Annotated in this window: 19 protein-coding genes; 12 read left to right on the top strand and 7 right to left on the bottom strand. The window is 60.0% G+C overall.

Going from position 1 to position 21,568, the window contains the following annotated elements; all coding sequences use genetic code 11:
* Window positions 1–17: 17 nt before the first annotated feature.
* The 3 genes from D8B20_RS08560 to D8B20_RS08550 are packed head-to-tail and all read right to left on the bottom strand — an operon-like array spanning window position 18 to window position 4,143.
* The gene (locus D8B20_RS08560; protein WP_145888470.1) at window positions 18–1,505 is read right to left on the bottom strand and encodes an FGGY-family carbohydrate kinase; all 1,488 of its coding nucleotides are present in this window, start codon (window positions 1,503–1,505) and stop codon (window positions 18–20) included.
* A gap of 60 nt (window positions 1,506–1,565) precedes the next feature.
* Window positions 1,566–2,405, bottom strand: coding sequence for a class I fructose-bisphosphate aldolase (locus D8B20_RS08555; protein WP_145888469.1), 840 nt, complete (start codon window positions 2,403–2,405; stop codon window positions 1,566–1,568).
* On the bottom strand, window positions 2,389–4,143 hold the full coding sequence (locus D8B20_RS08550) for a glycerol-3-phosphate dehydrogenase/oxidase (RefSeq protein WP_145888468.1): 1,755 nt from the start codon (window positions 4,141–4,143) through the stop codon (window positions 2,389–2,391). Before D8B20_RS08550 ends, D8B20_RS08555 begins: the two co-directional genes overlap by 17 nt.
* A gap of 185 nt (window positions 4,144–4,328) precedes the next feature.
* On the opposite strand from D8B20_RS08550, the gene ampC reads away from it, so the two are divergent.
* From ampC to D8B20_RS08520, 6 genes are all read left to right on the top strand, one after another.
* Window positions 4,329–5,456: a class C beta-lactamase gene (ampC, locus tag D8B20_RS08545; protein ID WP_145888467.1), complete on the top strand. Its 1,128-nt coding sequence runs from the start codon at window positions 4,329–4,331 to the stop codon at window positions 5,454–5,456.
* A 9-nt stretch (window positions 5,457–5,465) separates the two neighbouring features.
* Window positions 5,466–5,909 carry a GNAT family N-acetyltransferase gene (locus D8B20_RS08540; protein ID WP_145888466.1) on the top strand — a complete coding sequence of 148 codons (444 nt, stop codon included), beginning with the start codon at window positions 5,466–5,468 and terminating at the stop codon, window positions 5,907–5,909.
* Between the two features lie 33 nt (window positions 5,910–5,942).
* On the top strand, window positions 5,943–6,698 hold the full coding sequence (locus tag D8B20_RS08535; RefSeq protein WP_145888465.1) for a 2-phosphosulfolactate phosphatase: 756 nt from the start codon (window positions 5,943–5,945) through the stop codon (window positions 6,696–6,698).
* 156 nt (window positions 6,699–6,854) lie between these two features.
* The gene (locus D8B20_RS08530) at window positions 6,855–8,120 is read left to right on the top strand and encodes a DUF1479 domain-containing protein (protein WP_145888464.1); all 1,266 of its coding nucleotides are present in this window, start codon (window positions 6,855–6,857) and stop codon (window positions 8,118–8,120) included.
* Window positions 8,121–8,136: 16 nt separating this feature from the next.
* Window positions 8,137–8,877 (top strand): DeoR/GlpR family DNA-binding transcription regulator, encoded by a 741-nt coding sequence (locus D8B20_RS08525; protein WP_145888463.1) that lies wholly within the window; start codon window positions 8,137–8,139, stop codon window positions 8,875–8,877.
* Window positions 8,878–8,901: 24 nt separating this feature from the next.
* Window positions 8,902–9,450 (top strand): GNAT family N-acetyltransferase, encoded by a 549-nt coding sequence (locus D8B20_RS08520; RefSeq protein WP_145888462.1) that lies wholly within the window; start codon window positions 8,902–8,904, stop codon window positions 9,448–9,450.
* Between the two features lie 3 nt (window positions 9,451–9,453).
* On the opposite strand, the gene D8B20_RS08515 is transcribed toward D8B20_RS08520, so the two are convergent.
* Genes D8B20_RS08515 through D8B20_RS08500 form a run of 4 tightly spaced genes read right to left on the bottom strand, consistent with a single transcriptional unit; the run spans window position 9,454 to window position 14,514 of the window.
* A complete protein-coding gene (locus D8B20_RS08515; protein ID WP_145888461.1) occupies window positions 9,454–10,410 on the bottom strand; it encodes a sugar-binding transcriptional regulator in 957 nt (318 codons plus the stop codon).
* A 40-nt stretch (window positions 10,411–10,450) separates the two neighbouring features.
* On the bottom strand, window positions 10,451–11,401 hold the full coding sequence (locus tag D8B20_RS08510) for a sugar phosphate isomerase/epimerase family protein (protein ID WP_145888460.1): 951 nt from the start codon (window positions 11,399–11,401) through the stop codon (window positions 10,451–10,453).
* A gap of 10 nt (window positions 11,402–11,411) precedes the next feature.
* Complete coding sequence (locus D8B20_RS08505) at window positions 11,412–12,941, bottom strand: glycerol-3-phosphate dehydrogenase (RefSeq protein ID WP_145888459.1); 1,530 nt, start codon at window positions 12,939–12,941, stop codon at window positions 11,412–11,414.
* Window positions 12,934–14,514: an FGGY-family carbohydrate kinase gene (locus D8B20_RS08500; protein ID WP_261388079.1), complete on the bottom strand. Its 1,581-nt coding sequence runs from the start codon at window positions 14,512–14,514 to the stop codon at window positions 12,934–12,936. Before D8B20_RS08500 ends, D8B20_RS08505 begins: the two co-directional genes overlap by 8 nt.
* Window positions 14,515–14,910: 396 nt before the next feature.
* Between D8B20_RS08500 and D8B20_RS08495 the strand changes: the two genes are divergently transcribed.
* From D8B20_RS08495 to D8B20_RS08470, 6 genes are all read left to right on the top strand, one after another.
* Window positions 14,911–15,561, top strand: a complete 651-nt coding sequence (locus D8B20_RS08495) for a DUF2291 family protein (RefSeq protein ID WP_145888458.1) — start codon at window positions 14,911–14,913, stop codon at window positions 15,559–15,561.
* A complete protein-coding gene (locus D8B20_RS08490) occupies window positions 15,558–17,096 on the top strand; it encodes a sugar ABC transporter ATP-binding protein (protein ID WP_145888457.1) in 1,539 nt (512 codons plus the stop codon). Before D8B20_RS08495 ends, D8B20_RS08490 begins: the two co-directional genes overlap by 4 nt.
* A gap of 22 nt (window positions 17,097–17,118) precedes the next feature.
* Window positions 17,119–18,174, top strand: coding sequence for an ABC transporter permease (locus D8B20_RS08485; protein WP_145888456.1), 1,056 nt, complete (start codon window positions 17,119–17,121; stop codon window positions 18,172–18,174).
* Window positions 18,175–18,243: 69 nt separating this feature from the next.
* Window positions 18,244–19,188 carry a D-ribose ABC transporter substrate-binding protein gene (locus D8B20_RS08480; RefSeq protein ID WP_145888455.1) on the top strand — a complete coding sequence of 315 codons (945 nt, stop codon included), beginning with the start codon at window positions 18,244–18,246 and terminating at the stop codon, window positions 19,186–19,188.
* 114 nt (window positions 19,189–19,302) lie between these two features.
* Window positions 19,303–20,169 carry a DeoR/GlpR family DNA-binding transcription regulator gene (locus tag D8B20_RS08475; RefSeq protein WP_145888454.1) on the top strand — a complete coding sequence of 289 codons (867 nt, stop codon included), beginning with the start codon at window positions 19,303–19,305 and terminating at the stop codon, window positions 20,167–20,169.
* 413 nt (window positions 20,170–20,582) lie between these two features.
* The gene (locus D8B20_RS08470) at window positions 20,583–21,560 is read left to right on the top strand and encodes a DUF1852 domain-containing protein (RefSeq protein ID WP_145888453.1); all 978 of its coding nucleotides are present in this window, start codon (window positions 20,583–20,585) and stop codon (window positions 21,558–21,560) included.
* The last annotated feature ends 8 nt before the right edge of the window (window positions 21,561–21,568 follow it).

Raw genomic sequence — 21,568 nt, 5'->3', positions numbered from 1 at the left:
ATGCTGACGCTGGCTTATCAACCGGCTTCGCTCCAGATATCGCGCATGGCCAGCTCCAGCTTTTTAAAACGGCGATAGCGGGCGTCATGAAACGCCACGCGATCCGGACGGGGTTGCAGGGCTGCGGCGCTGAGCGGCACGGCATGCTGTACGGCTGTGGTCAGATTGGGCCAGACGCCCGCCCCGACACCGGCACACAGCGCGGCCCCCAGCGCACCGGTCTCTTTGCAGCCGGCGACGCGAATCGGAATATTCAGCACATCGGCAAACATCTGCGGCCAGACGCTGCTGCGCGTCGCGCCGCCAGAGAGATTCGCCTGCCGAAAGGCAAGGCCCGCGGCCCGCAGGCGGTCAATGTGCGCGCGATGAGCAAAGGTGACGCCTTCAAACAGCGCAAACAGCATATCGGCGCGCGTGTGCCAGCCACCGAGCCCATAAAAGCCGGCTTTCGCCGGCTCGGCTTTGCGTCCGGCATAGAGGTAAGGGTGATACAGCGGCAGTTGGGGATTGGGCTGCACGAGGGCCACGCTGTCGCTGCTGCGCCCCGCGCCTTGCCCGCTGCGGCCGTCGTCAAATTCACGCAGAAACCAGTCAAGATTGGCAGCGGAAGTGGCGCTGGCTTCAATCGCCATATAACGATCGTTTTCCACAATGGCATTCATGAAGACCGGTCGCAGATAGTGCGGTTTCTCCACCACCACCTGATTAATGCTCCAGGTGCCGGCCACGATAGATGCCTCACCACAGTTGACGACGCCCGATCCCACCGCGCTGGCGATCACATCAAACAGTCCGGCAACCACCGGAATGCCGGCGGGCAGCCCGGTCAGCCGTGCGGCCTGCGCCGTCACCCGGCCGGCGACAGCGCAGGATTCGCGCAGCGCCGGCAAACGCGGCAGCGCATCGGCAATGCCGTACAGCGCCAGTAACGTCTCACTGTAGCTGCGCAGGCGGTAGTCAATCAGCCCGGCACCGGCGGCATCGGAGTAGTCGGTGCCGATGACGCCACTCAGAAAGTGCACGATAACGTCTTTGGCGCACAGCAGATGGCCCGCCTGCGCCCAGAGATCGGGCTGATTATCGCGGATCCAGCGGATCAGCACCGGCGTTGCCGCCGGCCAGGGTTGCTGCAGCGAGAGCTGATGAATTGATGCGGCGGCACCGCTGTCGATGAGCGCCTGTGCGGTGGCGATTGCGCGCTGATCGATAGACTGGATGCCGCACAGCGGTTGCTGCTGCCTGTCCAGGACATACAGTCCGTTGCCGTGCCCGGCCGCGCCTACGGCAATAATATCCCGGCCGTCGCTGCCTGCCTGCTGCAGACAACCGCGCACGGCCTGGCAGACTCCCTGCCAGATATCGTCAATGCGGCGATCGGCATAACCGGGCTGCGACTGCTGTGTTTCACCGGCGCACTCTGCCACGGCCTGCACGCGGCCACGCAGATCGAACAGCACCGCTTTAATCATGGTATTGCCGGCATCAATGCCCAGAAGCTGGCTCATATCCGACTCCGTTTACGCGGCGAAGACGGCGTACCGCCTGCGCACTGAGGCAGGTGAGGCTTAACCCTGCTGGTAAATATCCAGCGCCTGCGCGCCGCTGGCACCCTGATGGATGATTGCCATCAGTGCCTTAACCACGCGCGACGGATTCTCGTGCTGATACACATTGCGCCCGTACACCATGCCACTGGCACCCTGGGCCATCAGCGCCGCGCTTTTAGCCAGCACGGCGCCGATCTCTCCTTTGCCGCCGCCGCGCACCAGCGTCGGGCAGCGCGCGGCTTCAACCACGCGGTGAAAGTCATCTGTGTTATCGGTCGGGTCCGCTTTGATGATGTCTGCACCCAGTTCCCGCGCCAGCCTGACCAGCGGCACCATTTTCTCCACATCGCCCAGCGAACCATAGGCCGCCCCCTGACCGGCAGGGGCCATCACCAGCGGCTCGACCATCAGCGGCATCGCGTAACGTTCACACGCCTGCCGTAACCGGCCGATATTCTCGATGCACATGCGCAAAATGCCGGGTTCATCCGGAATCAGATAGAGGTTCACCACCACCGCGGCGGCGTCCATCTGCAGCGCGGCGAGAATGGGTTCGTCCGGATTGTGCAGCACTGCCCACATTTCACGGTGGCGGGACGCGTTATAGGCGTTGCCTACGTCGGTGCGCATCACCAGCGCGGGTTTGCGCGCCGGACACTGCTGCAGCAGATCGGCCTGACCGTAATTGACCTGTATCGCGTCCGGCCGGGCGGCAATCAGGCTCTGCATAACGTGCGCAATATTCTCCAGCCCCAGCAGAAAATCGGGTTCGTTGGCGATGCCGTGATCGATGGCGACATCCAGGCATTTGCCGTCGCGGAACAGACGATTCATCCGCACCTTACTGGTTACTGACATGGCGGATTTCCTCCTGAACAACTGTGGGATAGAGGCCGGTGAGACCGTGCAGGCGCGCCAGGCTGGCGCAGGTGCGCTGCAGATTCTGCACGCGCTGATTTTCGTTCCAGCCCAGCGTGCTGGCTAGCAGCAGCGAGATCTCCTGCATCAGCGCGGGGGTGAGCTCGCCGCAGATGGCCAGCCCGGTGCGTCGTACAAGAAGATCCTCCAGCTGGCACACCTGTTCATGTTCAATCAGATAATGCAGCTCCAGCGCGCTGTAGTCGGCATGCTGGCGCAGCGGCTGCTCTCCCTGTTGCTGAATGCGTGCCAGCAGCGGCAGGGCGCGACTGCCATAGCGTTTGACCAGTTGCGTGACGCGCGGCAGCGGCACGTCATATTGCCGGGCCAGCTGGCTGAGCCACGCGCTCTGGCCGGAAGCCGGGGGAAAATCCCGGCCGCCGCCGATGGGCAGATCGGTAGTGGAGACCTGACGTTTTTCGCCCAGCAGGCGCAGCACGCGATCGGCCGCTTCCTCGCCAAAGCGGCGGAAGGTGGTCCATTTGCCACCGACCAGACACAACGTACTCCAGGCGCGGGTGGCATCCGGTGGCAGCAGCACCAGCGAGTGGTTGCGGGAGATCTGGCCGTTGACCGTGGCGTCGCTGGCCGGCAACGGCCGCACGCCGCAAAAGGTGTAAACCACCGCGGCGTCCGGCACCACGATGTCCGGAAACACAAAGCGCAGCGAGGCAAGGATGTAGGCTTTTTCCTCCTCTTCGCACACCACGCTGTCAGGGTCGTCCACGCGAATATCGGTTGAGCCCACCAGCACTTTCCCAAACCACGGGAACATAATGCAGACGCGGCCCTCTTCATTTTCGAAATAGACCATTTCACCCGCCAGCATCTGCAGCAGCTCCGGATGGTCAAGAATCAGATGTGAGCCTTTGGTGCCGCCAATCAGCCGGGGTCCACCGGCATTCGCGTGCAGCCGCTGATTAAGCTGATCGATCCACGCGCCTCCGGCATTCACCAGCACGTGCGGCTGCAGGGTAAAGTGCTCGCCGCTCAGGACATCCTGCAGCGTGACCGTTTCGCCGTCAGCGCTGACCAGCTGCAGATAGTTGAGTGCCAGCGCTGTCGGGCAGGCGCGCTCTGCGTCCTCAATGAGTTCGAAGCCCAGCCGCTCCGGTGCGCTGATCCACGCATCGTAATAGCTGGCACTGTATTTCACCCACGGGGCAAAACCTGGCCAGCGATCGCGCGTGGCCGCTTCATTACGCACCTGATGGCGCGGCATGGTGCCATACTGGCGGGTATAGAGATCGTAAAGGCTGAGGCCGGTTTTAATCAGCATTGCGCCGCGCCGCGTGGGTTTATCACTCAGCCGCAGAAAGCGCCGCGTCGCATTGACCAGCCCGCCACTGAGATTATCGACAGGCACCGTGGTCCGCAGGGGGAACACATAGTGCGCGGCGTTTTTCAGCAGGCGATCGCGTTCCATCACCGATTCTTTCACCAGCGCAAATTCGCCGGTCTCCAGGTAGCGTAATCCGCCGTGGATCATGCGTGACAGCGCACCGCTTGCTGCCTGACACCAGTCGCCTTTTTCAATCAGAATGGCCGGTATGCCCTGTAAAGCCAGTTCCCGAAAGGTACTGATGCCATTAATACCGCCGCCGACAATCAGTACCGGTGCGGCATGTCGCTGACGAAGCTGGTTAAGTCGCTGTTCACGGGTCAACACATTATCCATAGCACGCTCCCTTGCGGTTAAAGCTTAATTTACAGAGGTATAGGAGTCGGTTGAAAAAACAGCAACCCGGCATTGAGAAGATGTGACACCGTTCACTTGCAGACAGCGATGGCGCGTAAAGGGGACGCGGGCAGGGTATACTGCGGCCCTGACATCCACCTGTGACAGGAATAAAAGGATTTTTTATGCGCTTACCCGCCCGATTTTTTGTCGTAACGCTGTTGCTGAGCGGCAGCGCGCTGGCCGAACCTTCACCGGATGCGGTAATCGTCCCGCTGATGCAGCAGTACGCTATCCCCGGTATGGCGGTGGCGATCCTGCACGAGGGTAAAACGCACTTTTATAATTACGGTGTCGCCTCAAAACAGACGCAGGTTGCCGTCAGCGAACAGACGCTGTTTGAAATCGGTTCGCTGAGCAAAACCTTCACCGCCACGCTGGCCAGCTATGCGGCACAGCAGCATCAGCTGGCATTCAGCGACACCGTCAGCCAGTGGCTGCCAGCGCTGAAGGGCAGTGCGTTTGATCGGGTGACGCTGCTTAATCTGGCGACCCATACCAGCGGCACGCCGCTGTTTGTGCCCGATACCGTGAAAGATAATCAGCAGCTGATGGCGTGGTATAAAAACTGGCAGCCGCCGCAACCGCCCGGAACGACACGTGTGTATTCCAATTTAGGTATTGGCCTGCTGGGCATCATCACCGCGAAAAGCCTGCACCAGTCGTTTACCGACGCCATGGAAAAACAGTTATTACCGGCGATGGGAATGTCGCATACCTATGTGCAGGTGCCCGCGGCAGCCATGGGGCGCTATGCGCAGGGGTACAGCAAGCTGGATAAGCCCGTGCGCGTGACGCCCGCGCCGCTGGATGCGGAAGCTTACGGGCTGAAGTCAACGTCGGCGGATCTGATCCGCTGGCTGGCTATTCAGTTACAGCAGCAGCCAGTGGCCCCGGCGTGGCAACAGGCGATCGCGACTACGCAGCAGGGGTACTACCGTACGGAGGCCTTCACCCAGGCGATGATGTGGGAGTATTACCCTTTAGCGGCAGATGAAGCGCAACGGGTGGCGGGTAACAGCGGGGCGCGCATCATGAACGGTATGCCTGCCACGCCGGTTTCGCCGCCAGAAGCAGCGCCGGCGCAGGCGTGGTACAACAAAACCGGCTCCACCAATGGCTTCGCCACCTATGCGGTATTCATCCCGGCGCAAAAAATTGCCGTTATTATGCTGGCCAATAAGTGGTATCCGAATGATGATCGCGTGAGAGCCGCCGATAAGATCATTCGTGCCATCAATAACAATCAATAAGGACCGGGTATGGAAATACGGGCATTACGCGCGGAGGATTTTTCTCCCTGGATGGCGCTGTGGCGGGGATATCAGCGCTTTTATCAGACCACTATTGATGATGATACCTCCGGCGAAACCTTCCGCCGCCTGCTGTCGCGCGCAGAGCCGATGCACTGTCTGGTCGCGGAGCGCGACGGCAGTATGGTCGGTCTGGTGCATTTTCTGACGCACCGCTCAACCTGGACGCGCGGTAACGCCTGTTATCTGCAGGATCTTTACGTCAGCGAATCCGCCCGCGGGCTGGGCTGCGGCAAAGCGCTGATGCTGGCGGTCTATCAGCAGGCAGAGCAGCTTGGCTGTGCCCGCGTCTACTGGATGACGCAGGAAAGCAACGCCGCGGCGCGCGCATTGTACGATCAGGTTGCCAGCAAAACCGATTTCGTTCAGTACCGGCATCTGCTCGGATCATAACGGCAAACAGCTGCAGCGACGCGGAGGAAAACTATGTCTGCCGTGAACAGCGGCTGGTTTACCCAGCGAGCACAGACTATCCGACTGGAGTGGGGCTTAGCGGCAGCCCGGTGGCTGGCCGGCGAAGTGGCGTGTGTGGTGGTGGTAGACGTGATGTCCTTTTCCACCTGCGTCAGTCTTGCCTGTAACCGTGACGCTTGCATTCTGCCGTGGCGGTGGCGGGATGACACTGCCGCGCAGTTTGCCCAGGCGCAGGGGGCGTTGCTGGCGAGCACAGAGCGGCAAGTCAGCGGGGCGCACTTCAGCCTGTCACCCTCCTCATTAACCACGCTGCCGCCCGGTTCGCGGCTGGTACTGCCTTCGCCTAATGGTTCAACAGTAGCCTTTAGCGCCCGTGAAAGCGGGGCGGTGATCTTCAGTGCCTGCCTGCGCAATCTGTCCGCTACCGTTGCGGCTATCCGCCATTTCGACACCATTCTGATTATCCCCTGCGGTGAACGCTGGCCCGATGGCTCGCTTCGACCGGCGCTGGAAGATTATGTTGCGGCGGGTGGGCTGGTGGCGGCACTGGCCGAGCGCACGGCTTCGCCTGAGGCGCAGGCGGCGGCAGCCGTGTGGCAACAGGCAAAACAGCAGGCGTTTCGCGATCTGGCGACTTGTGCATCTGCCCAGGAGCTGCGCCAGCGCGGCTTTGCTGACGATGTCGAACTCTGCCTGATGCTGGATGCCGATACCCGTGCAACGCGCCTCGATGGGGCGGCCTTTTATGCGGTTACCGTGCAATGCTGAAACCTGCTGATTTACGAATGAAGGCTAATTAACCTTCGATTTGTGATCGCGCTTCACTATTTCCCTCAGCAGGCTTGATGTCCGGGCGGTATGCGCCATAAATGAAAGTGTAAAAGCTTTCATTTGAAAATAACCCGCTGACCCGAGGAGCGCGCCATGACCACCCCGTTTACTGCCGAACAGCAGCCCGCCGACTGTCCACAGGCCATTCGCCAGCTTAAGCGTGCCCTGCGCGCGCAGATCGGCGACGTTGAAGGGCTGTTTGAACAAGTCAAAAGTAAGATTGTCAGTGAAATTGCCGCCGCGCGCGCGGAAGAGGCACAGAACGGCAGCGCATGGCCGCAGATTACTCAGGCTGAGATTGCCGCTGGCAGCCTTGACGAAGCCACCCGGCAGCATATCCGCCGACGCGGTTGCGTGGTGGTCAGGCAGACGTTTCCCCGCGATCAGGCGCTGGCGTGGGATGCCGCCATGATGCGCTATCTGGACGACAACGCCTTTGATCAGGTTTACGCCGGACCCGGTGACAATTTCTTTGGCAATCTGGACGCGTCGCGCCCGGAGATTTACCCCATCTACTGGAGCGAAGCGCAGATGGCCGCGCGCCAGAGTGAGGCGATGGCACAAACCCAGTCTTTCCTTAATCGCCTGTGGAAGTTTGAGTCCGGCGGCAGACGCTGGTTTGAGCCGGATGTCAGTATTCTGTATCCGGATCGCATCCGCCGTCGTCCGCCGGGCACCACCTCGCGCGGGCTGGGCGCGCATACCGATTCCGGCGCACTGGAGCGCTGGCTGCTGCCGGCCTATCAGAAGGTGTTCGGCCCGATCTTCAGCAATCACTTTGATCAGTACGATCCCTGGGATGCGGCGCATCGCACTGAGGTTAATGAATATCAGTCCGGCACCACCACAAAGTGCTCGGTGTTTCGCACGTTTCAGGGCTGGACAGCGCTCTCGGATATGCAACCCGGCCAGGGACTGCTGCATGTGGTCCCGGTGCCGGAAGCGATGGCGTATCTGCTGCTGCGTCCGCTGCTGAACGATGTACCGGAAGAGGAGTTATGTGGCGTGGCGCCGGGCAAGGTGCTGCCGGTTTCAGCGCAGTGGCATCCGGAGCTGATCGACGGACTGTGTTCCATTCCGGCGCTCGAGGCGGGCGACTCCGTCTGGTGGCACTGCGACGTCATTCATGCCGTGGCACCGGTGGAAAACCAGCAGGGCTGGGGCAATGTGATGTACATTCCGGCCGCGCCGCTGTGTGAGAAAAACGCCGCGTATGCCGCCAGCGTGGCGCAGGCACTGGCGAACGGGACGTCACCGGGGGATTTCCCAAAAGAAGATTATGAGCAACACTGGCGCGGTCGATTTACGCCACAGGCGCTGAATGCCACAGGCCGCCGCAGTCTGGGACTGGATCGCTGACAGGACAGCAAACACCATGAACGCACGTCATGAACACATTATTCAGCTGGTCAGCGCGCGCGGCAGCGTCAGCGTCAATGAACTGGCACAGACCACCGGCGTTTCCGAAGTGACGGTGCGGCAGGATCTCAATGCGCTGGAAAAAGGCGGTTTTCTGCGCCGGGTACACGGTTCGGCCGTTGCGCCGGAAAGTGACGATGTCGGGGCCCGGATGCAAACCCGTTTTGCCGTGAAAAAGCGCCTGGCGGAATTTGCCGCCGGGCTGGTCAATCCGGGGGAAACGGTATTTATCGAGGGCGGCAGCACCAATGCGCTGCTGGCGCGTGAGCTCAGCGATCGCCAGGATATCACCATTGTGACCGTCAGCCACTACATCGCCGGCCTGCTGCGGGAAAAGGGCGGCGATGTGATTATTCTCGGTGGGCTGTTTCAGAAAAGCAGTGAATCGGTGGTTGGCCCGCTGACGCGGCTCTGCATCCAGCACCTTAATTTTCACAAGGCGTTTATTGGCATTGATGGCTGGGATGCCACCACCGGCTTTACCAGCCGCAATATGCTGCGCTGTGACGTGGTCAACGCCATTATGGAGAAGCCGGCCCACACTATTGCGCTGACGGATGCTTCCAAGTTTGGTCAGATTCACCCTTACGCGCTGGCCCCGCAGCAGCCTTTCAGACAGGTCATTACCGACAGCAGTCTGGACATCGCCTGTCAGCAGCAGCTGCGCGCGCAGGGGCTGACGCTGAGCCTGGTTTAGCACGTTATCCCACGGGAGTTTTGCATGTTTGCTGTTCGCTCTGCCAGCATTGACTATCGTCCCATGACCGCCGCTGACTGGCCTTTTTTTCTGGCACTGCATCAGGACCCGGACATCATGCGCTATATCAGCGCGCCGCGCAGCACAGAGGATATCCGCACCCACTCCTTTCTGCCGCGGCTGCCGCCATGGCAGAAAGGCAGCGCGCACTGGCTCTGCCTGGTGATGAGTGAAAAGGGCAGTGCCATACCCGCGGGGGTGACCGGTTTTATCGATCGCGGTGACAACGTCGCGGAGGTTGGATTTATCCTTGCGCCGGCATTTCATGGCCGGGGGTTAGGAGCCGGTTCACTCTATGATATTGCCCGCTTCGCGTTCGATGTGTGCGGCTACCGCAGGCTGACCGCGACGGTCACGGCAGGTAATGAAGCCTCCCGCCGCACCCTGCTGAAAGTGGGTTTCACGCACGAGGGCACGCTGCGGCAGAACTATTTTCTGCAGGGACGCTGGCAGGATGACTGGCTGTTCGGCCTGCTGCCCGGTGAATTGTGCCCCGCGCCCCGGCGTGGCTGAACCTCAGGGGGTTAGCAGCGCCCGGGCCGTCTGCTCGTCGGTGATCAGCCCGGTGACGAGGCCGCTGGCCAGCACGGCGCGCAGAGCGGCCACTTTGCTGCTGCCGCCAGCCAGCGCCACGATGTCGGCGTGATGCCCCAGTTCAAGCGGCACGGAAAGGGTGCGCGCCGTCAGCGAGTTATGGATCATCTGCCCGCTGGCATTAAAGAAGTGCCCCAGCAGTTCCCCCACGGCACCGGACGCGGCAATCTCATGGATCTCCGCTTCGTCAATCATGCCGGCTTCTACCAGCTGCGCCGCCGGTTCCACAGTACCGATGCCAACCAGCTTCACTTCACTGGCTTCGGCCATGCTAAACACCTCGTGCACGCCGCGCTGCGCCAGCAGGACATCGCGGTCTTCACGGGTGTTGGCGCAGAACGGCACCGGCATCATGTACGCCTGCGCGCCGGTTTTTTCTGCGATGCGATGCATCACGTCATGCGGATTCAGGGCATAGTTGCGCGTCAGGCAGCCCAGCAGGGAAACAAAGCGCACCTGCGGCGCCTCGGTGCGTGGCAGCTGGTGGATCGCCGCAGAGAGCGTTCGCCCATGGCCCAGCCCCAGCGTCAGTGCGGGTGAGGCGGCAAGCAGATTGCGCAGATAGTCGGCGCCCGCCATCCCCAGCGCCCGCACCGGCAGACCCTCTTCACCCAGATCCGGTGCCACCTGGCAAAAGCGAAAACCATATTTCCCGCGCAGCTGCTCTTCCAGCCGGACGCAGTCGACGATGTCACCATCGATGGTGACCTTGACCGCACCTTCGGCCACCATACGCGCAATCATGCGGTGTGTTTTCACCGAGGGCAGCCCGAGACGTTTTGCCACTTCCGCCTGCGTCAGACCACCAACGTAGTGCAGCCAGGCAGCGCGCAGCGCCAGAGAATCATCGCGCTCAGCAGGGGTGGGTGCCGGTTTCATGTGTTATTCCCTTATCGGTTACGGAAGGCCCGTCGCAGAGTTAGCGCTGCGGCGGGTTGACCAGATGCAAATCCTGCACGCCGGTATCAATGTGATCGGCCCAGAATGCCACGCTCTCGGCAATGTCAGCGATGACCCGGCTGTCGGTGGGTTCACGCTCTTTGAAACTCAGCTCCAGGCAGATCTCGTTATTCTCCGCGCCACCGCGCGCCAGCGCATCCAGCAGCGGCTGTGGCTGAATGCGGCCGCCGGCATTGTACTGCAATGTAAAGGGCCTGTGGCCGCCTTTATCCATCATGCTTTGCTTGATGTGAATAATCGGCGAGTAGCGCGGCACCGCTTCTGCCCAGGCATAAGGATCGTAGTCACGCGCATCCGCAGACGTGACATCGCCGTGATCGATATCCGCCATCATCCACATCGGCACGGCAAAATCACAGGCGCTGAGCCGCTGCTGCAGTGCCAGACAGGCGGGTATCGTTTCACCAAATTCGCGGCCAATGCTCATCGGCTCCCAGAACAGATAGCGCAGGCCTGCCGCCCGCGCGTGCTCGGCGACTTCGGCCCAGCAGTCAATGGCGATGGCGATCAGCGCCTCGCGGCGCGCCACATCGTTGAAATCCTGCTGGGTGAAGATGGCGAACTGCGAGCCGATGGCGGTGCCGCCCAGGCTGGCTGTGATATCGGCAAAGGTCTTAAACCAGTCAATATAATAGCGGCGCACCGCAGCATCAGGATGACCAAAATGATTCAGGCGGCCATAAGGCCCGGTCATCCCGGAGGTCACGCGCACGCCGGTGTCGCGCAGCGCCCGCTGCATGCGGCGCGTCATCTGCATGATGGTGGCGGCGGGCCAGCCGGGGTTAATGAACTCGTGCGTCAGCTGCAAGTCACGAATGCGGATTTGCCGGGCAACGGTGGTAATCAGATCCTGCGGGTCAGCAAAGCGGTTGACCAGCGGATTGGTGTTCAGTGAAAGTGTCAGCGGCATGGTATTTCCCTTATCCGGCATGGGCGCGCAGCGGCGCATGCTCAGTAAACGTGTCAGTAAACCAGCGGGTGAAGGCCGCGCGCTGCGCCTCATTCAGATGCAGCTGATGCTTGGTACGCCGCCACAGCACATCTTCGGCTTGCTGCGCCCATTCATGCGCGACCAGATAACGCGCCTCTGCTTCATACAGCTGCCCGCCAAAATGGCGACCGAGATCGGCGATTTCGCTGGCGTGCTCCAGCAGCTTCTCCATGCGGGTTCCGTACAGACGTGCATAGTGCTGACGCAGCGGCTGCGGCAGCCATGGCCAGCGCGCTTTGACCTGCTCCAGGAAGCCGGCAAAATCTGCGCCCTCCATGTCGCCGCCCGGCAGCGTAGCGCTGCGCGTCCAGTCCGGACCCATAGTCGGGAAGCAGGGGCTGAGCTTCTGCAGCGCGTGTTCAGCCAGCTTGCGAAAGGTGGTGATTTTGCCGCCGAACACATGCAGCAGCGGGGCGTTCTGCTGGTCGTCCAGTTCAAACACATAGTCACGCGTCACGGCAGAGGGATTGCCTTTGCCGTCATCAAACAGCGGACGGACGCCAGAGAAACGGGTGATGACATCACTGGCGCGCAGTTTCACTTTGAAATAGCGGTTGACCGCATCCAGCAGATACTGCTGCTCATTGTCATCCGCCACAACGTCACCGGCTTCTCCCTGCCACGGAATGTCGGTGGTGCCGATCAGCGCTTTATCGCCTTCATAAGGATTAATAAAGATCACCCGTTTATCGGTGTTCTGCACCAGATAAGCCTGCTGGCCTTCCCAGAATTTGGGCACGATAAGGTGCGAGCCCTTGACCAGCCGCACGCGGCGTTGGCTGCTGCTGCGCGTCACCTGTTTGACAATGTCCAGCACCCAGGGGCCGGCGGCGTTGACCAGCACGCGGGCAGAGACCGTGCGCTGCGCGCCGCTCTGGCTGTCCTGCAGCGTAATCCGCCACGCGCCCGCCTGGCGTTCTGCCGCCACACAGCGGGTGCGCGTCAGAATGGTGGCGCCCCGTTCGGCGGCATCCAGCGCATTCAGCGTGACCAGTCGCGCGTCATCCACCCAGCAGTCGGAGTATTCAAAGCCTTTGCGGTAACTATCCAGCAGCGGTGCACCCTCCGGATCGCGGCGCAAATCCAGCATACGGGTGCCCGGCAGTTTGTTGCGTCCACCCAGATGGTCATAGAGAAACAGGCCCAGCCGCACCAGCCATGCCGGCCGATCGCTCGGGCTGTGCGGCAGGACAAAGCGCATCGGCCAGATAATGTGTGGTGCGGCGTTTAGCAGCACCTCACGCTCGATCAGCGCTTCGCGCACCAGCCGGAACTCGTAGTACTCCAGATAGCGCAGCCCGCCGTGCACCAGCTTGCCGGACCGTGAAGAGGTGCCCTGGGCCAGATCATCCTTTTCACACATCATCACCGATAAGCCGCGTCCTGCGGCATCGCGCGCAATGCCAGCACCGTTAATGCCGCCGCCAATGACAAACAGATCAACTGTGGTATCACTCATGAGAAACTCCCTGCAACGCTGTTAATGCCTGCCAGGCGGCGGGCAGATCATGACGAAGCTGCTGATAGCCCGGAAACAGCTGCTGGTAGCGCTCAGCCAGCGCCGGAACAGGTGCTTCCGGCGCATCCAGCAGCGGCCGCACCCAGGTTTCCACGCAGCTGGCCATTGACGGGTAAGCGCCAATCGCCACCGCCGCCATCATCGCTGCGCCAGCGGCACCGGCTTCTTCACGCTGGCTGATACGAACCGGTACATTCAGACAGGCGGAGAGGATCTGCCGCAGCGGGCGTGAGCGCACCGCACCGCCGGTAAGCCGGATCTCCTGCGGCATGCGCTGGCCCATCGCCTGATAGCAGTCCCGCGCCGCCATGCCAATGCCTTCAATGACGCCGCGCACCAGGTCACCAAAGTTGTGCTGATAATTGAGGCCGGTAAAGCTGGCACGCGCGCCGGCGTTGACAAAGGGGCCGCGCTCGCCTGCCAGTGAGATATAGGGATGAAACAGCAGGGTGCCGGGCGTTGCTTCCGTCAGCCAGCGGTCGATCTGACCGACCAGCCGGGCGTGATCGGTTTCGCAGTCAAAGGTGCGCAGCAGATCGCTGGCAAGGTTCAGCAGCCAGTCAAGATTGAGCGTGGAGGCCATATTGGTCTGTACCTGCGTGACATAGTCGGGCCACGGCAGCGGAATGACGTACCCAGTCTGATCCGGATTAAGCCAGACATCGCCGGCAGGCACGCTGCGCAGGTGTACGCCGGTTGAGCCGACAATCGAGCAGGCCGTACCGGCTTCCCCGGTGTGCACCCCGGCACCCAGCGCGGTCATCGCCATATCGACATAGCCGAGGCACACCGGCGTCCCGGCGTGCAGACCTGTCTGCGTTGCCGCCGCGGGGGTCAGCGGATGGGTGATTTGCGTACCGTCCAGAATCTCCGGCAGCCGGTGGCGATGATGCGTCAGGCCCAGCGCGGCGATGACCGTCTCGTCATAGTGACGGGTACGAAAGTCGCCAAAGGTAAAGCTGGCTTCTGAAGGGTCTGTGGCGCGCACGCCGGTCAGATTAAGATAGAGCCAGTCTTTGCAATGCAGCACCACTTCGGCCTGTAAAAGCGCTTCCGGCGTATGGCGGTCCATGTGCGCCAGCTGCGCGCCCTGCTGGCAGGTGTTCAGGCCGGTGCCGGTGGCGTGAAAGCGGGCTGCGGCAAGCGGTTGCTGATTCAGCCAGTTCACGGTAGGGGCGGCGCGCGCGTCCAGCCAGATCCACGCATCCTCCACCGGCTGATTCTCTCTGCCAACCAGCCAGCTGCCGTCGCCCTGGGCGGTTACCGCCAGTGCCGCCGTGCGGCCAGCCAGATCCGGCATGCGTTCGCTGAGCTTGCGTATCGCACTGACCGCATCCTGCCATGTTTGCGTCAGGGATTGCCGGGCTGCACCGCCCGCACTGCGATAATAGCGATTGCGCACAGAGGCACACGCCAGCTGCCGGCCTTCCAGATCAAACGCCACGGCTTTGACCACTGAGGTACCGGAATCCAGCCCCAGAATGATATCGCCACTCACCACGTCTACCTCCATTGGTTATCCCTGTTACAGGAATGCGGGTGTTAACAGTCTGTGTATTTTTTGCTAACTGAACTCTTACACCACTTCTCATGGAGATAACATATCTTCCGTATTATTTTTCTATTTTCATAATAAATTTCACTCAGCTTAGCGAGGAGGATCACGAAAACGCTGCGCTAACCCTGCCGGCAGGGCCTTTGCTACTGTTAAGAAACCCTTAATAGTATGGGTAAAAGTCCGTTTTTACCGGGTTAAGATGGATTAAGCGATCCAGATCGCTCTCCTGAAAAAATTGCCGCCAGCCTGTTGACAATTTAACCGCGCTGACACAATTCTCATCACACAAGTTATCACATTTATAACATTGGCGGCGGACGACCACGCCGCTCAACGGTGAGAGGTCATGTTATGTCCGATGTCTCGATACTGGCTCAGCAGCTGACGCGACAGCGCATGCGGCGCTATCTGCTGACAGGCGCAGCGGTGCTGGCGGTGATAACCGCCATCGCGCTGGATACCAAAGTGGTGCGAACCGGCTCCGGTGATGACGCGCAGCAGGGATTCGTCGCGGACCGCTACGGTCAGCAGACGTTTCCGGGCATTCAGCAGGATGTCACCGCGCGCGCCGTGGAGGCCACCACGCTGGCCAGCGCGCTGCAGGCGGGTCAGCAGGCCGCCGCGGCAAAGTATGGCGTGGGCTCACCGCTGCCGGTCATCCCGGTGAAGCTGAAAGGGGTGGTGCAACCGGGACAGATGGGGATTTTTCCGCTGAAGGTGGCAGGCGTGCCGGAGACAATCCATATACGCCTGCAGACCGGCCCGGCAATCACCGGCACCGACCTGCGTGACGCCAGCGGCAAAATTCAGTTCGGTGACTTCACCAACCAGATTGAGTACCAGAATGCCGGTGCGGCCATTAACCGCGCCATGAAAGACGCGGTGCTGGATAAGCTGAACCGTGATGCGCTCCCGGGTAAAACCGTGCAGGTGGTGGGTGTATTTCGTTTGCTCAATCCCGGTAACTGGATGGTGACACCGGTCAGCGTGGAGGTGCAATGAAACCCTTTACCCTTAACCCGGCGCTGGTAAAAGGCGAAGTGATTCTGCAGGCGCGTAACGTCAGCAAAGTTTACGGCTCTACCCATGCCCTGAAAGGCGTCAATTTCGAGATCCGCCGCGGGGAAGTGACCACGCTGTTTGGAGAAAACGGCGCGGGTAAATCCACGCTGATGAAAATCCTCTCCGGTGTGGTGACGCCCACTGACGGCGAAATTCTGCTGCAGGGAGAACCGAAGGTGTTTCACTCAGCAACGGAGGCGCGCGATTGCGGTATTTCAATCATTCATCAGGAGCTGAATCTCGCCCCCAATATGAACGTGCGCGACAACATCTTTATGGGGCGCGAAATTCGCCATGCGGGCGGGGTCGATTTTGCCGAAGAGGCGCGTATTACCCGCCATCTGATGGCTTCACTGGAGGAGGATATCGATCCGCTGACGCCGGTGGAGAACCTGCGCCTCGGGCAGCAGCAGATTGTGGAAATTGCCCGCGCACTCTCGGTGAATGCCCGCATTCTGATCATGGACGAACCCACTTCCGCACTCAGCGCCGCCGAGGTGGCGGTGCTGTTTCAGGTAATCCGCGATCTCACCAGTCAGGGCGTGGCGATTGTCTATATCTCCCATCATCTGGAGGAGGCGCTGGAGATCACCGATCGCGCCGTTGTGCTGCGTGATGGTGTGATGACCGCCTGGGCGCGGCGGGATGAGATCGATCTGGAATGGATTGTGCGCAACATGGTGGGCGACCATTTTGATCTGGGCGCGCCGCCGCAGGGCTATGACTTTGGCCCGCCCGCGCTGACGGTGAATGCGCTGACGGTGCAGAGTAAAACCGGCATCCGGCTGGTGGATGCGCTGTCGCTTAGCGTGCAGGCCGGGGAGATCGTCTGTATCTACGGGCTGATGGGGGCCGGCCGGACCGAGCTGCTGGAGTGTCTGGCCGGTCGCCTGACGCCACAGAGCGGACAGGTGCTGCTGCAGGATACCGACCTTGCCGGACTTTCTGTGTCGCAGCGCATCCGCATCGGGCTGGCGCTGGTGCCGGAAGACCGGCAGCGCGACGGCCTGGTGCAGACCATGTCAGTAGGCGAAAACCTCTCGCTTGCCAGTATTGGCGCCTTCGTGCGCGGGCTGGTGCTCTCCAGGCGTCGTGAAAAACAGCTAATCGACGACACTATTCGCAACGTCACCGTGAAGACGGCCGGCGGTGAGGCCGCCATCGGTTCGCTGTCCGGGGGGAATCAACAGAAGGTGGTGATTGGCAAAATGCTCGCCACCCGGCCGAAAGTGATCCTGCTGGATGAACCGAGTCGCGGTATTGATATCGGTGCCAAGGCCGAAGTGTTCCGGTTGCTGGCAGAGAATGCGCGCAAAGGGCTGGCGGTGGTGTACACCACCTCAGAAGTGGGTGAATGCCTGAGTATCGCCCATCGCATTGTGGTGATGAGCAAAGGGCGTATCGCCGCCATTTTTGACGCCAGCGTCAGTAAAGAACGCATCATGGCTGCGTCAGGCGAATCGCTGGTGGCATAACATGAAAAACGGAGCAAACGATATGACCGATCGCACTCAAACTCTGGCCGCGCCGCCGGTTGCCGCAACACCGCGCAGCGGCAGACACCTGAATCTGGCGCGCCTGCTGCTGGAAGGGCGCGCCTTTATTGCGCTGCTGGTGATTATCGCCACCTTTTCGCTGCTTTCGCCCAACTACTTTACCGGTGCCAACTTCCTGACCATGGCGTCGCACGTGGCGATCTTCGGCCTGCCGGCCATCGGCATGCTGCTGGTGATCCTGAACGGCGGCATCGATCTTTCGGTGGGATCGACGCTGGGGCTGGCAGGGGTGATGGCCGGCTTCATGATGCAGGGTATCAACCTGCAAGGATTGGGCGTGGTGCTGTATCTGCCCGTGTGGGCGGTGGTGGTGCTGACGCTGGTAACCGGGGCGCTGGTGGGGCTGGTGAATGGCGTGCTGATCGCCTGGTTTCGCGTTCCGGCGTTTGTGGCCACGCTGGGCACCATGTACGTGGCGCGCGGTATTGCGCTGCTGATGACCAACGGTCTGACCTATAACAAGCTTTCCGGCAGCGCGGCGCTGGGGAATACCGGCTTTGACTGGCTGGGTTTCAACCGGCTGTTTAACGTGCCGGTGGGCGTGCTGATACTGGGCGCGGTGGCGCTGGCGTGCGGCTTTTTACTGAGCCGTTCAGCCTTTGGTCGCTGGCTGTATGCCTCCGGCGGCAATGAGCGCGCAGCCGACCTTTCCGGCGTGCCGGTAAAACGCGTCAAGATTAGTGTGTATGTGCTTTCCGGTATCTGCGCCGCGCTGGCGGGGCTGGTGCTCTCTTCGCAGCTGACTTCCGCCGGCCCGACCGCCGGGACCACCTATGAACTGACGGCGATTGCTGCCGTGGTGATCGGCGGGGCGGCGCTGACCGGCGGGCGCGGGAATGTGCGCGGAACGCTGCTCGGTGCGTTTGTGATTGGTTTCCTCTCTGATGGCTTAGTGATTATCGGTGTCTCTGCTTACTGGCAGACGGTATTCACCGGTGCGGTCATTGTGCTGGCGGTATTGCTGAATACCCTGCAATACGGCCGGCGCGGGCGCTGAATCAGGGGCGCGGTGACGGCTGCGTCCCTTATCCGTAAAACCTCTACCCTGAATAATAACGGAGCACTTATGTCTGCTAAACATCTGCTTGTCGCCGCTGCGGTGGCACTCTCTGTCTGTGCGCTGCCTGTCCGGGCGGATAACGGTCTGATGACCATTATTGTCAACGATCCCTCGAATCCTTACTGGCTGACCGAAGGTCAGGTGGCACAGAAAGCGGCGGAGAAACTGGGTTACAGCGCCAAAGTCAGCGCGCACAAAGGGGACACCAACACCGAAAGCCAGCTGATTGATACCGCCATTACCAATAAATCCAAAGCGATTATTCTCGATCCGGCCAATGCGGATGGATCGATCGGATCGGTGAAAAAGGCGATTGCCGCGCACATTCCGGTGTTTGTGATTAACGCCGAGCTGAATCAGAGCGGGCTGGCAAAGGCGCAGCTGGTGTCGAATAACGCGCAGGGCGCTGCTATCGGCGCCATGGAGTGGGTGAAGCAGGTCGGCGACAGCGCCAGTTACGTTGAGCTGGTGGGGCCACCTTCCGACAACAACGCCGCGACCCGCGCCAACGGCTTTGATACCGTGCTGTCGCAATATCCGACGCTGAAAAAAGTCGGGCAGGAAGTGGCAAACTGGGACCGCACCCAGGGCTTTAACAAAATGCAGTCGCTGCTGCAGGCGAATCCTGGGATTAAAGGGGTCATCAGCGGTAACGATGAGATGGCGCTGGGCGCCATTGCGGCGCTGAAAGAAGCGGGCAAGCTGAATCAGGTGAAAGTCGGCGGCTTTGACGGTTCGCCGGATGCGGTCGATGCGGTTAAAGCGGGCACGCTGGCCTATACGGTGATGCAGCCGGTGGCGCAGTTTGCGCAGCAGGCGGTTGAGCAGGCCGATAATTTTCTGAAAACCGGCAAAACCGGTGCAGCTGCAGAAAAGCAGCTGTTTGACTGCATCCTGATCACCAAAGAGAACGCCGGCAATTTCGTTTCGCCATTTGTTCTGAAGCCCTAATCCGGCTGGCCGGTCGCCCGCAGCGGCGATCGGTTTCCTGCATTTGCAAAAAAGCCATTTACACTGTGTAATCAAAGCCAAATCAGTATTTCTGCTCTCTTTTCCGGACGAACTATGGCGCACAACCCGCACGATGCTTCCGCTGGCGTATTTCTCACCGAAACCATCCCCGGCGACAGTCGCCAGGCGCGACAGCTGGCGCGGCGTCAGCTGATTGCTGAAGCCGTAATGGCCGAAGGGGCGATACGTATCGAAGATCTCACCGGACGCTTTGGTATCAGCCTGATGACTGCGCATCGTGACATCGACGAGATGGTCGCGCGGGGGCTGCTGCATAAATCGCGTGGTGTGGTCTCCGCCACGCCAACCAGTCTGGTGGAGTCGAGCGATCTCTATCGCGCCACGCGGCAGCTGGAAGAGAAGCAGGCGATAGCCGAGGTAGCCGCCACCTACATTGAGCCGGGGCAGGCGCTGTTTCTGGACGATTCCACCACCGTTCTGCAACTGGCACGGCTGCTGGCGATGAAAGCGCCACTCACGGTGATCACCAATTCACTCACGCTGATGAATGAGCTGCGTAACGGGCGCGATATCACGCTGATGGGGCTGGGCGGTCAGTTTCATCACTGGTGTAACGCCTTTATGGGGCGGATGACACGAGATGAAATTGCCAGCCTGCGCGCCGACGTGTTTTTTATCAGCATGTCCGCGATTGTTGATGATGCGGTGTTTCATCAGTCCGCCGAGACGGTCGAAACCAAGCGGGCGATGTTTGATGCTGCGCAGAAGCGCATCCTGATGATGGATCACACCAAATTTGAACGCCGGGCGCTGCACCGGTTTGCGCATCTGACCGATTTTGATGTAGTGATTGTGAATCAGGGAACGCCGGTGGCCACGCTGCGCCGGCTGCAGGAGCAGGGCGTTAATCTGGTGGTTGCACCGATGAAAAAAGATCAGGTTGCTGACCAACAGCCCTGAGAAGCGCATCCGGACGCGGCCCGTGCAGCGCGAACAGGCTTTAACCGGGCCTGTTACACGATCACTTTAGTGCCAACATACATAAGGCGTTGCTGTTAAAACCCACTCTGCAACTTCAGTGGAAATCCTTCACCAGGTGCTTTATGCCTGCCAGACAGGAAAGAAGGGCGCCGGGACGTGCTCAGCGGCTATCGCATGGCGGAAACAGAGGATACGCGCGCAGCGGGAAATCATGAAAATGGCTCATGCAAGAGTGAAATTATATCACTTTAATTCAATCAATCACTTAGGCATAAATAGACGCTATAAACCGTACAGACAGCATCAGGACCGTTGCATCACCCATCAGGAAATCCTGGTAAGCAAGCGCGACATTCCGGTCTTAATGTCAACAATCAGGATGGTAGCTCACGATGAAAACCGACTTTGCCTTTAACATTAAAACCACGCGTTTTGACGAAAATTACAATCCGTCTAAAAACACGCGTATCACCACCAATTTCGCGAACCTGGCGCGCGGTAAAACGCGTCAGGAAAATCTGCGCAATGCCTTAACGATGATCGATAACCGATTCAATTCGCTGGCGCACTGGGATAATCCGAAAGGGGATCGCTACGGTGTCGGACTGGATATTATCTCGGTGGAGATTGATATCGAAGGCAAGGGCAATACCTTCCCGATTATTGAAATTTTGCAGACTACCGTGCTGGATAAGAAAACCGGTCAGCGTATTGAGGGTATTGTCGGGAATAATTTCTCCTCTTATGTCCGCGATTACGACTTCAGCGTGTTGCTGCTGGAGCACAATAAACAGCATGACAGCTTCAGCACGCCGGAGAACTTTGGCGATCTGCATGGCAAGCTGTTCAGGTATTTCGTGGATTCGGAATGCTATAAAGCGCGCTTCAGCAAAGCACCGGTCATCTGCCTGAGCGTCTCCAGTAAAAATATTTATCAGCAGACCGGCAATGTCCATCCGGTGCTGGGCGTGGAGTATCAGCAGAATGCCTTGTCGCTGACCGATCACTACTTCAGCAAAATGGGCCTGCAGGCGCGTTATTTCATGCCGCCAGGCAGCGTCGCACCGCTGGCATTCTATTTCAGCGGCGATTTACTGGCTGATTACAGCAATCTGGAGCTGATTAGCACCATCAGCACGATGGAAACCTTCCAGAAGATTTACCGGCCGGAGATTTATAACGCTAACTCGCCGGCAGGACACTATTACCAGCCAAGCCTGAATCATCACGATCACTCGTTAACGCGCATTGTTTACGATCGTGAAGAGCGTAGCCATCTGGCAATAGAGCAGGGGAAGTTTACGGAAGAGAACTTCATCAAGCCATATCGCGATATTCTCGACACCTGGTCTGCTCATTACGCTCTTTAATTAAACCC

Source organism: Candidatus Pantoea soli, assembly GCF_007833795.1.
Taxonomy (GTDB): domain Bacteria; phylum Pseudomonadota; class Gammaproteobacteria; order Enterobacterales; family Enterobacteriaceae; genus Pantoea; species Pantoea soli.
The sequence above is the reverse complement of the archived record's forward strand: the minus strand, read 5'-3'. Positions and strand labels throughout refer to the sequence as shown.

Excerpts from the sequence above, each read along its gene's own strand:
- D8B20_RS08515 (WP_145888461.1), bottom strand. The coding sequence starts at position 10,410 with ATGAAACCGGCACCCACCCCTGCTGAGCGCGATGATTCTCTGGCGCTG.
- ampC (WP_145888467.1), top strand. The coding sequence starts at position 4,329 with ATGCGCTTACCCGCCCGATTTTTTGTCGTAACGCTGTTGCTGAGCGGC.
- D8B20_RS08510 (WP_145888460.1), bottom strand. The coding sequence starts at position 11,401 with ATGCCGCTGACACTTTCACTGAACACCAATCCGCTGGTCAACCGCTTT.
- D8B20_RS08525 (WP_145888463.1), top strand. The coding sequence starts at position 8,137 with ATGAACGCACGTCATGAACACATTATTCAGCTGGTCAGCGCGCGCGGC.
- D8B20_RS08530 (WP_145888464.1), top strand. The coding sequence starts at position 6,855 with ATGACCACCCCGTTTACTGCCGAACAGCAGCCCGCCGACTGTCCACAG.
- D8B20_RS08480 (WP_145888455.1), top strand. The coding sequence starts at position 18,244 with ATGTCTGCTAAACATCTGCTTGTCGCCGCTGCGGTGGCACTCTCTGTC.
- D8B20_RS08495 (WP_145888458.1), top strand. The coding sequence starts at position 14,911 with ATGTCCGATGTCTCGATACTGGCTCAGCAGCTGACGCGACAGCGCATG.
- D8B20_RS08470 (WP_145888453.1), top strand. The coding sequence starts at position 20,583 with ATGAAAACCGACTTTGCCTTTAACATTAAAACCACGCGTTTTGACGAA.
- D8B20_RS08505 (WP_145888459.1), bottom strand. The coding sequence starts at position 12,941 with ATGAGTGATACCACAGTTGATCTGTTTGTCATTGGCGGCGGCATTAAC.
- D8B20_RS08490 (WP_145888457.1), top strand. The coding sequence starts at position 15,558 with ATGAAACCCTTTACCCTTAACCCGGCGCTGGTAAAAGGCGAAGTGATT.
- D8B20_RS08475 (WP_145888454.1), top strand. The coding sequence starts at position 19,303 with ATGGCGCACAACCCGCACGATGCTTCCGCTGGCGTATTTCTCACCGAA.
- D8B20_RS08555 (WP_145888469.1), bottom strand. The coding sequence starts at position 2,405 with ATGTCAGTAACCAGTAAGGTGCGGATGAATCGTCTGTTCCGCGACGGC.
- D8B20_RS08540 (WP_145888466.1), top strand. The coding sequence starts at position 5,466 with ATGGAAATACGGGCATTACGCGCGGAGGATTTTTCTCCCTGGATGGCG.
- D8B20_RS08520 (WP_145888462.1), top strand. The coding sequence starts at position 8,902 with ATGTTTGCTGTTCGCTCTGCCAGCATTGACTATCGTCCCATGACCGCC.
- D8B20_RS08550 (WP_145888468.1), bottom strand. The coding sequence starts at position 4,143 with ATGGATAATGTGTTGACCCGTGAACAGCGACTTAACCAGCTTCGTCAG.
- D8B20_RS08500 (WP_261388079.1), bottom strand. The coding sequence starts at position 14,514 with ATGGAGGTAGACGTGGTGAGTGGCGATATCATTCTGGGGCTGGATTCC.
- D8B20_RS08485 (WP_145888456.1), top strand. The coding sequence starts at position 17,119 with ATGACCGATCGCACTCAAACTCTGGCCGCGCCGCCGGTTGCCGCAACA.
- D8B20_RS08535 (WP_145888465.1), top strand. The coding sequence starts at position 5,943 with ATGTCTGCCGTGAACAGCGGCTGGTTTACCCAGCGAGCACAGACTATC.
- D8B20_RS08560 (WP_145888470.1), bottom strand. The coding sequence starts at position 1,505 with ATGAGCCAGCTTCTGGGCATTGATGCCGGCAATACCATGATTAAAGCG.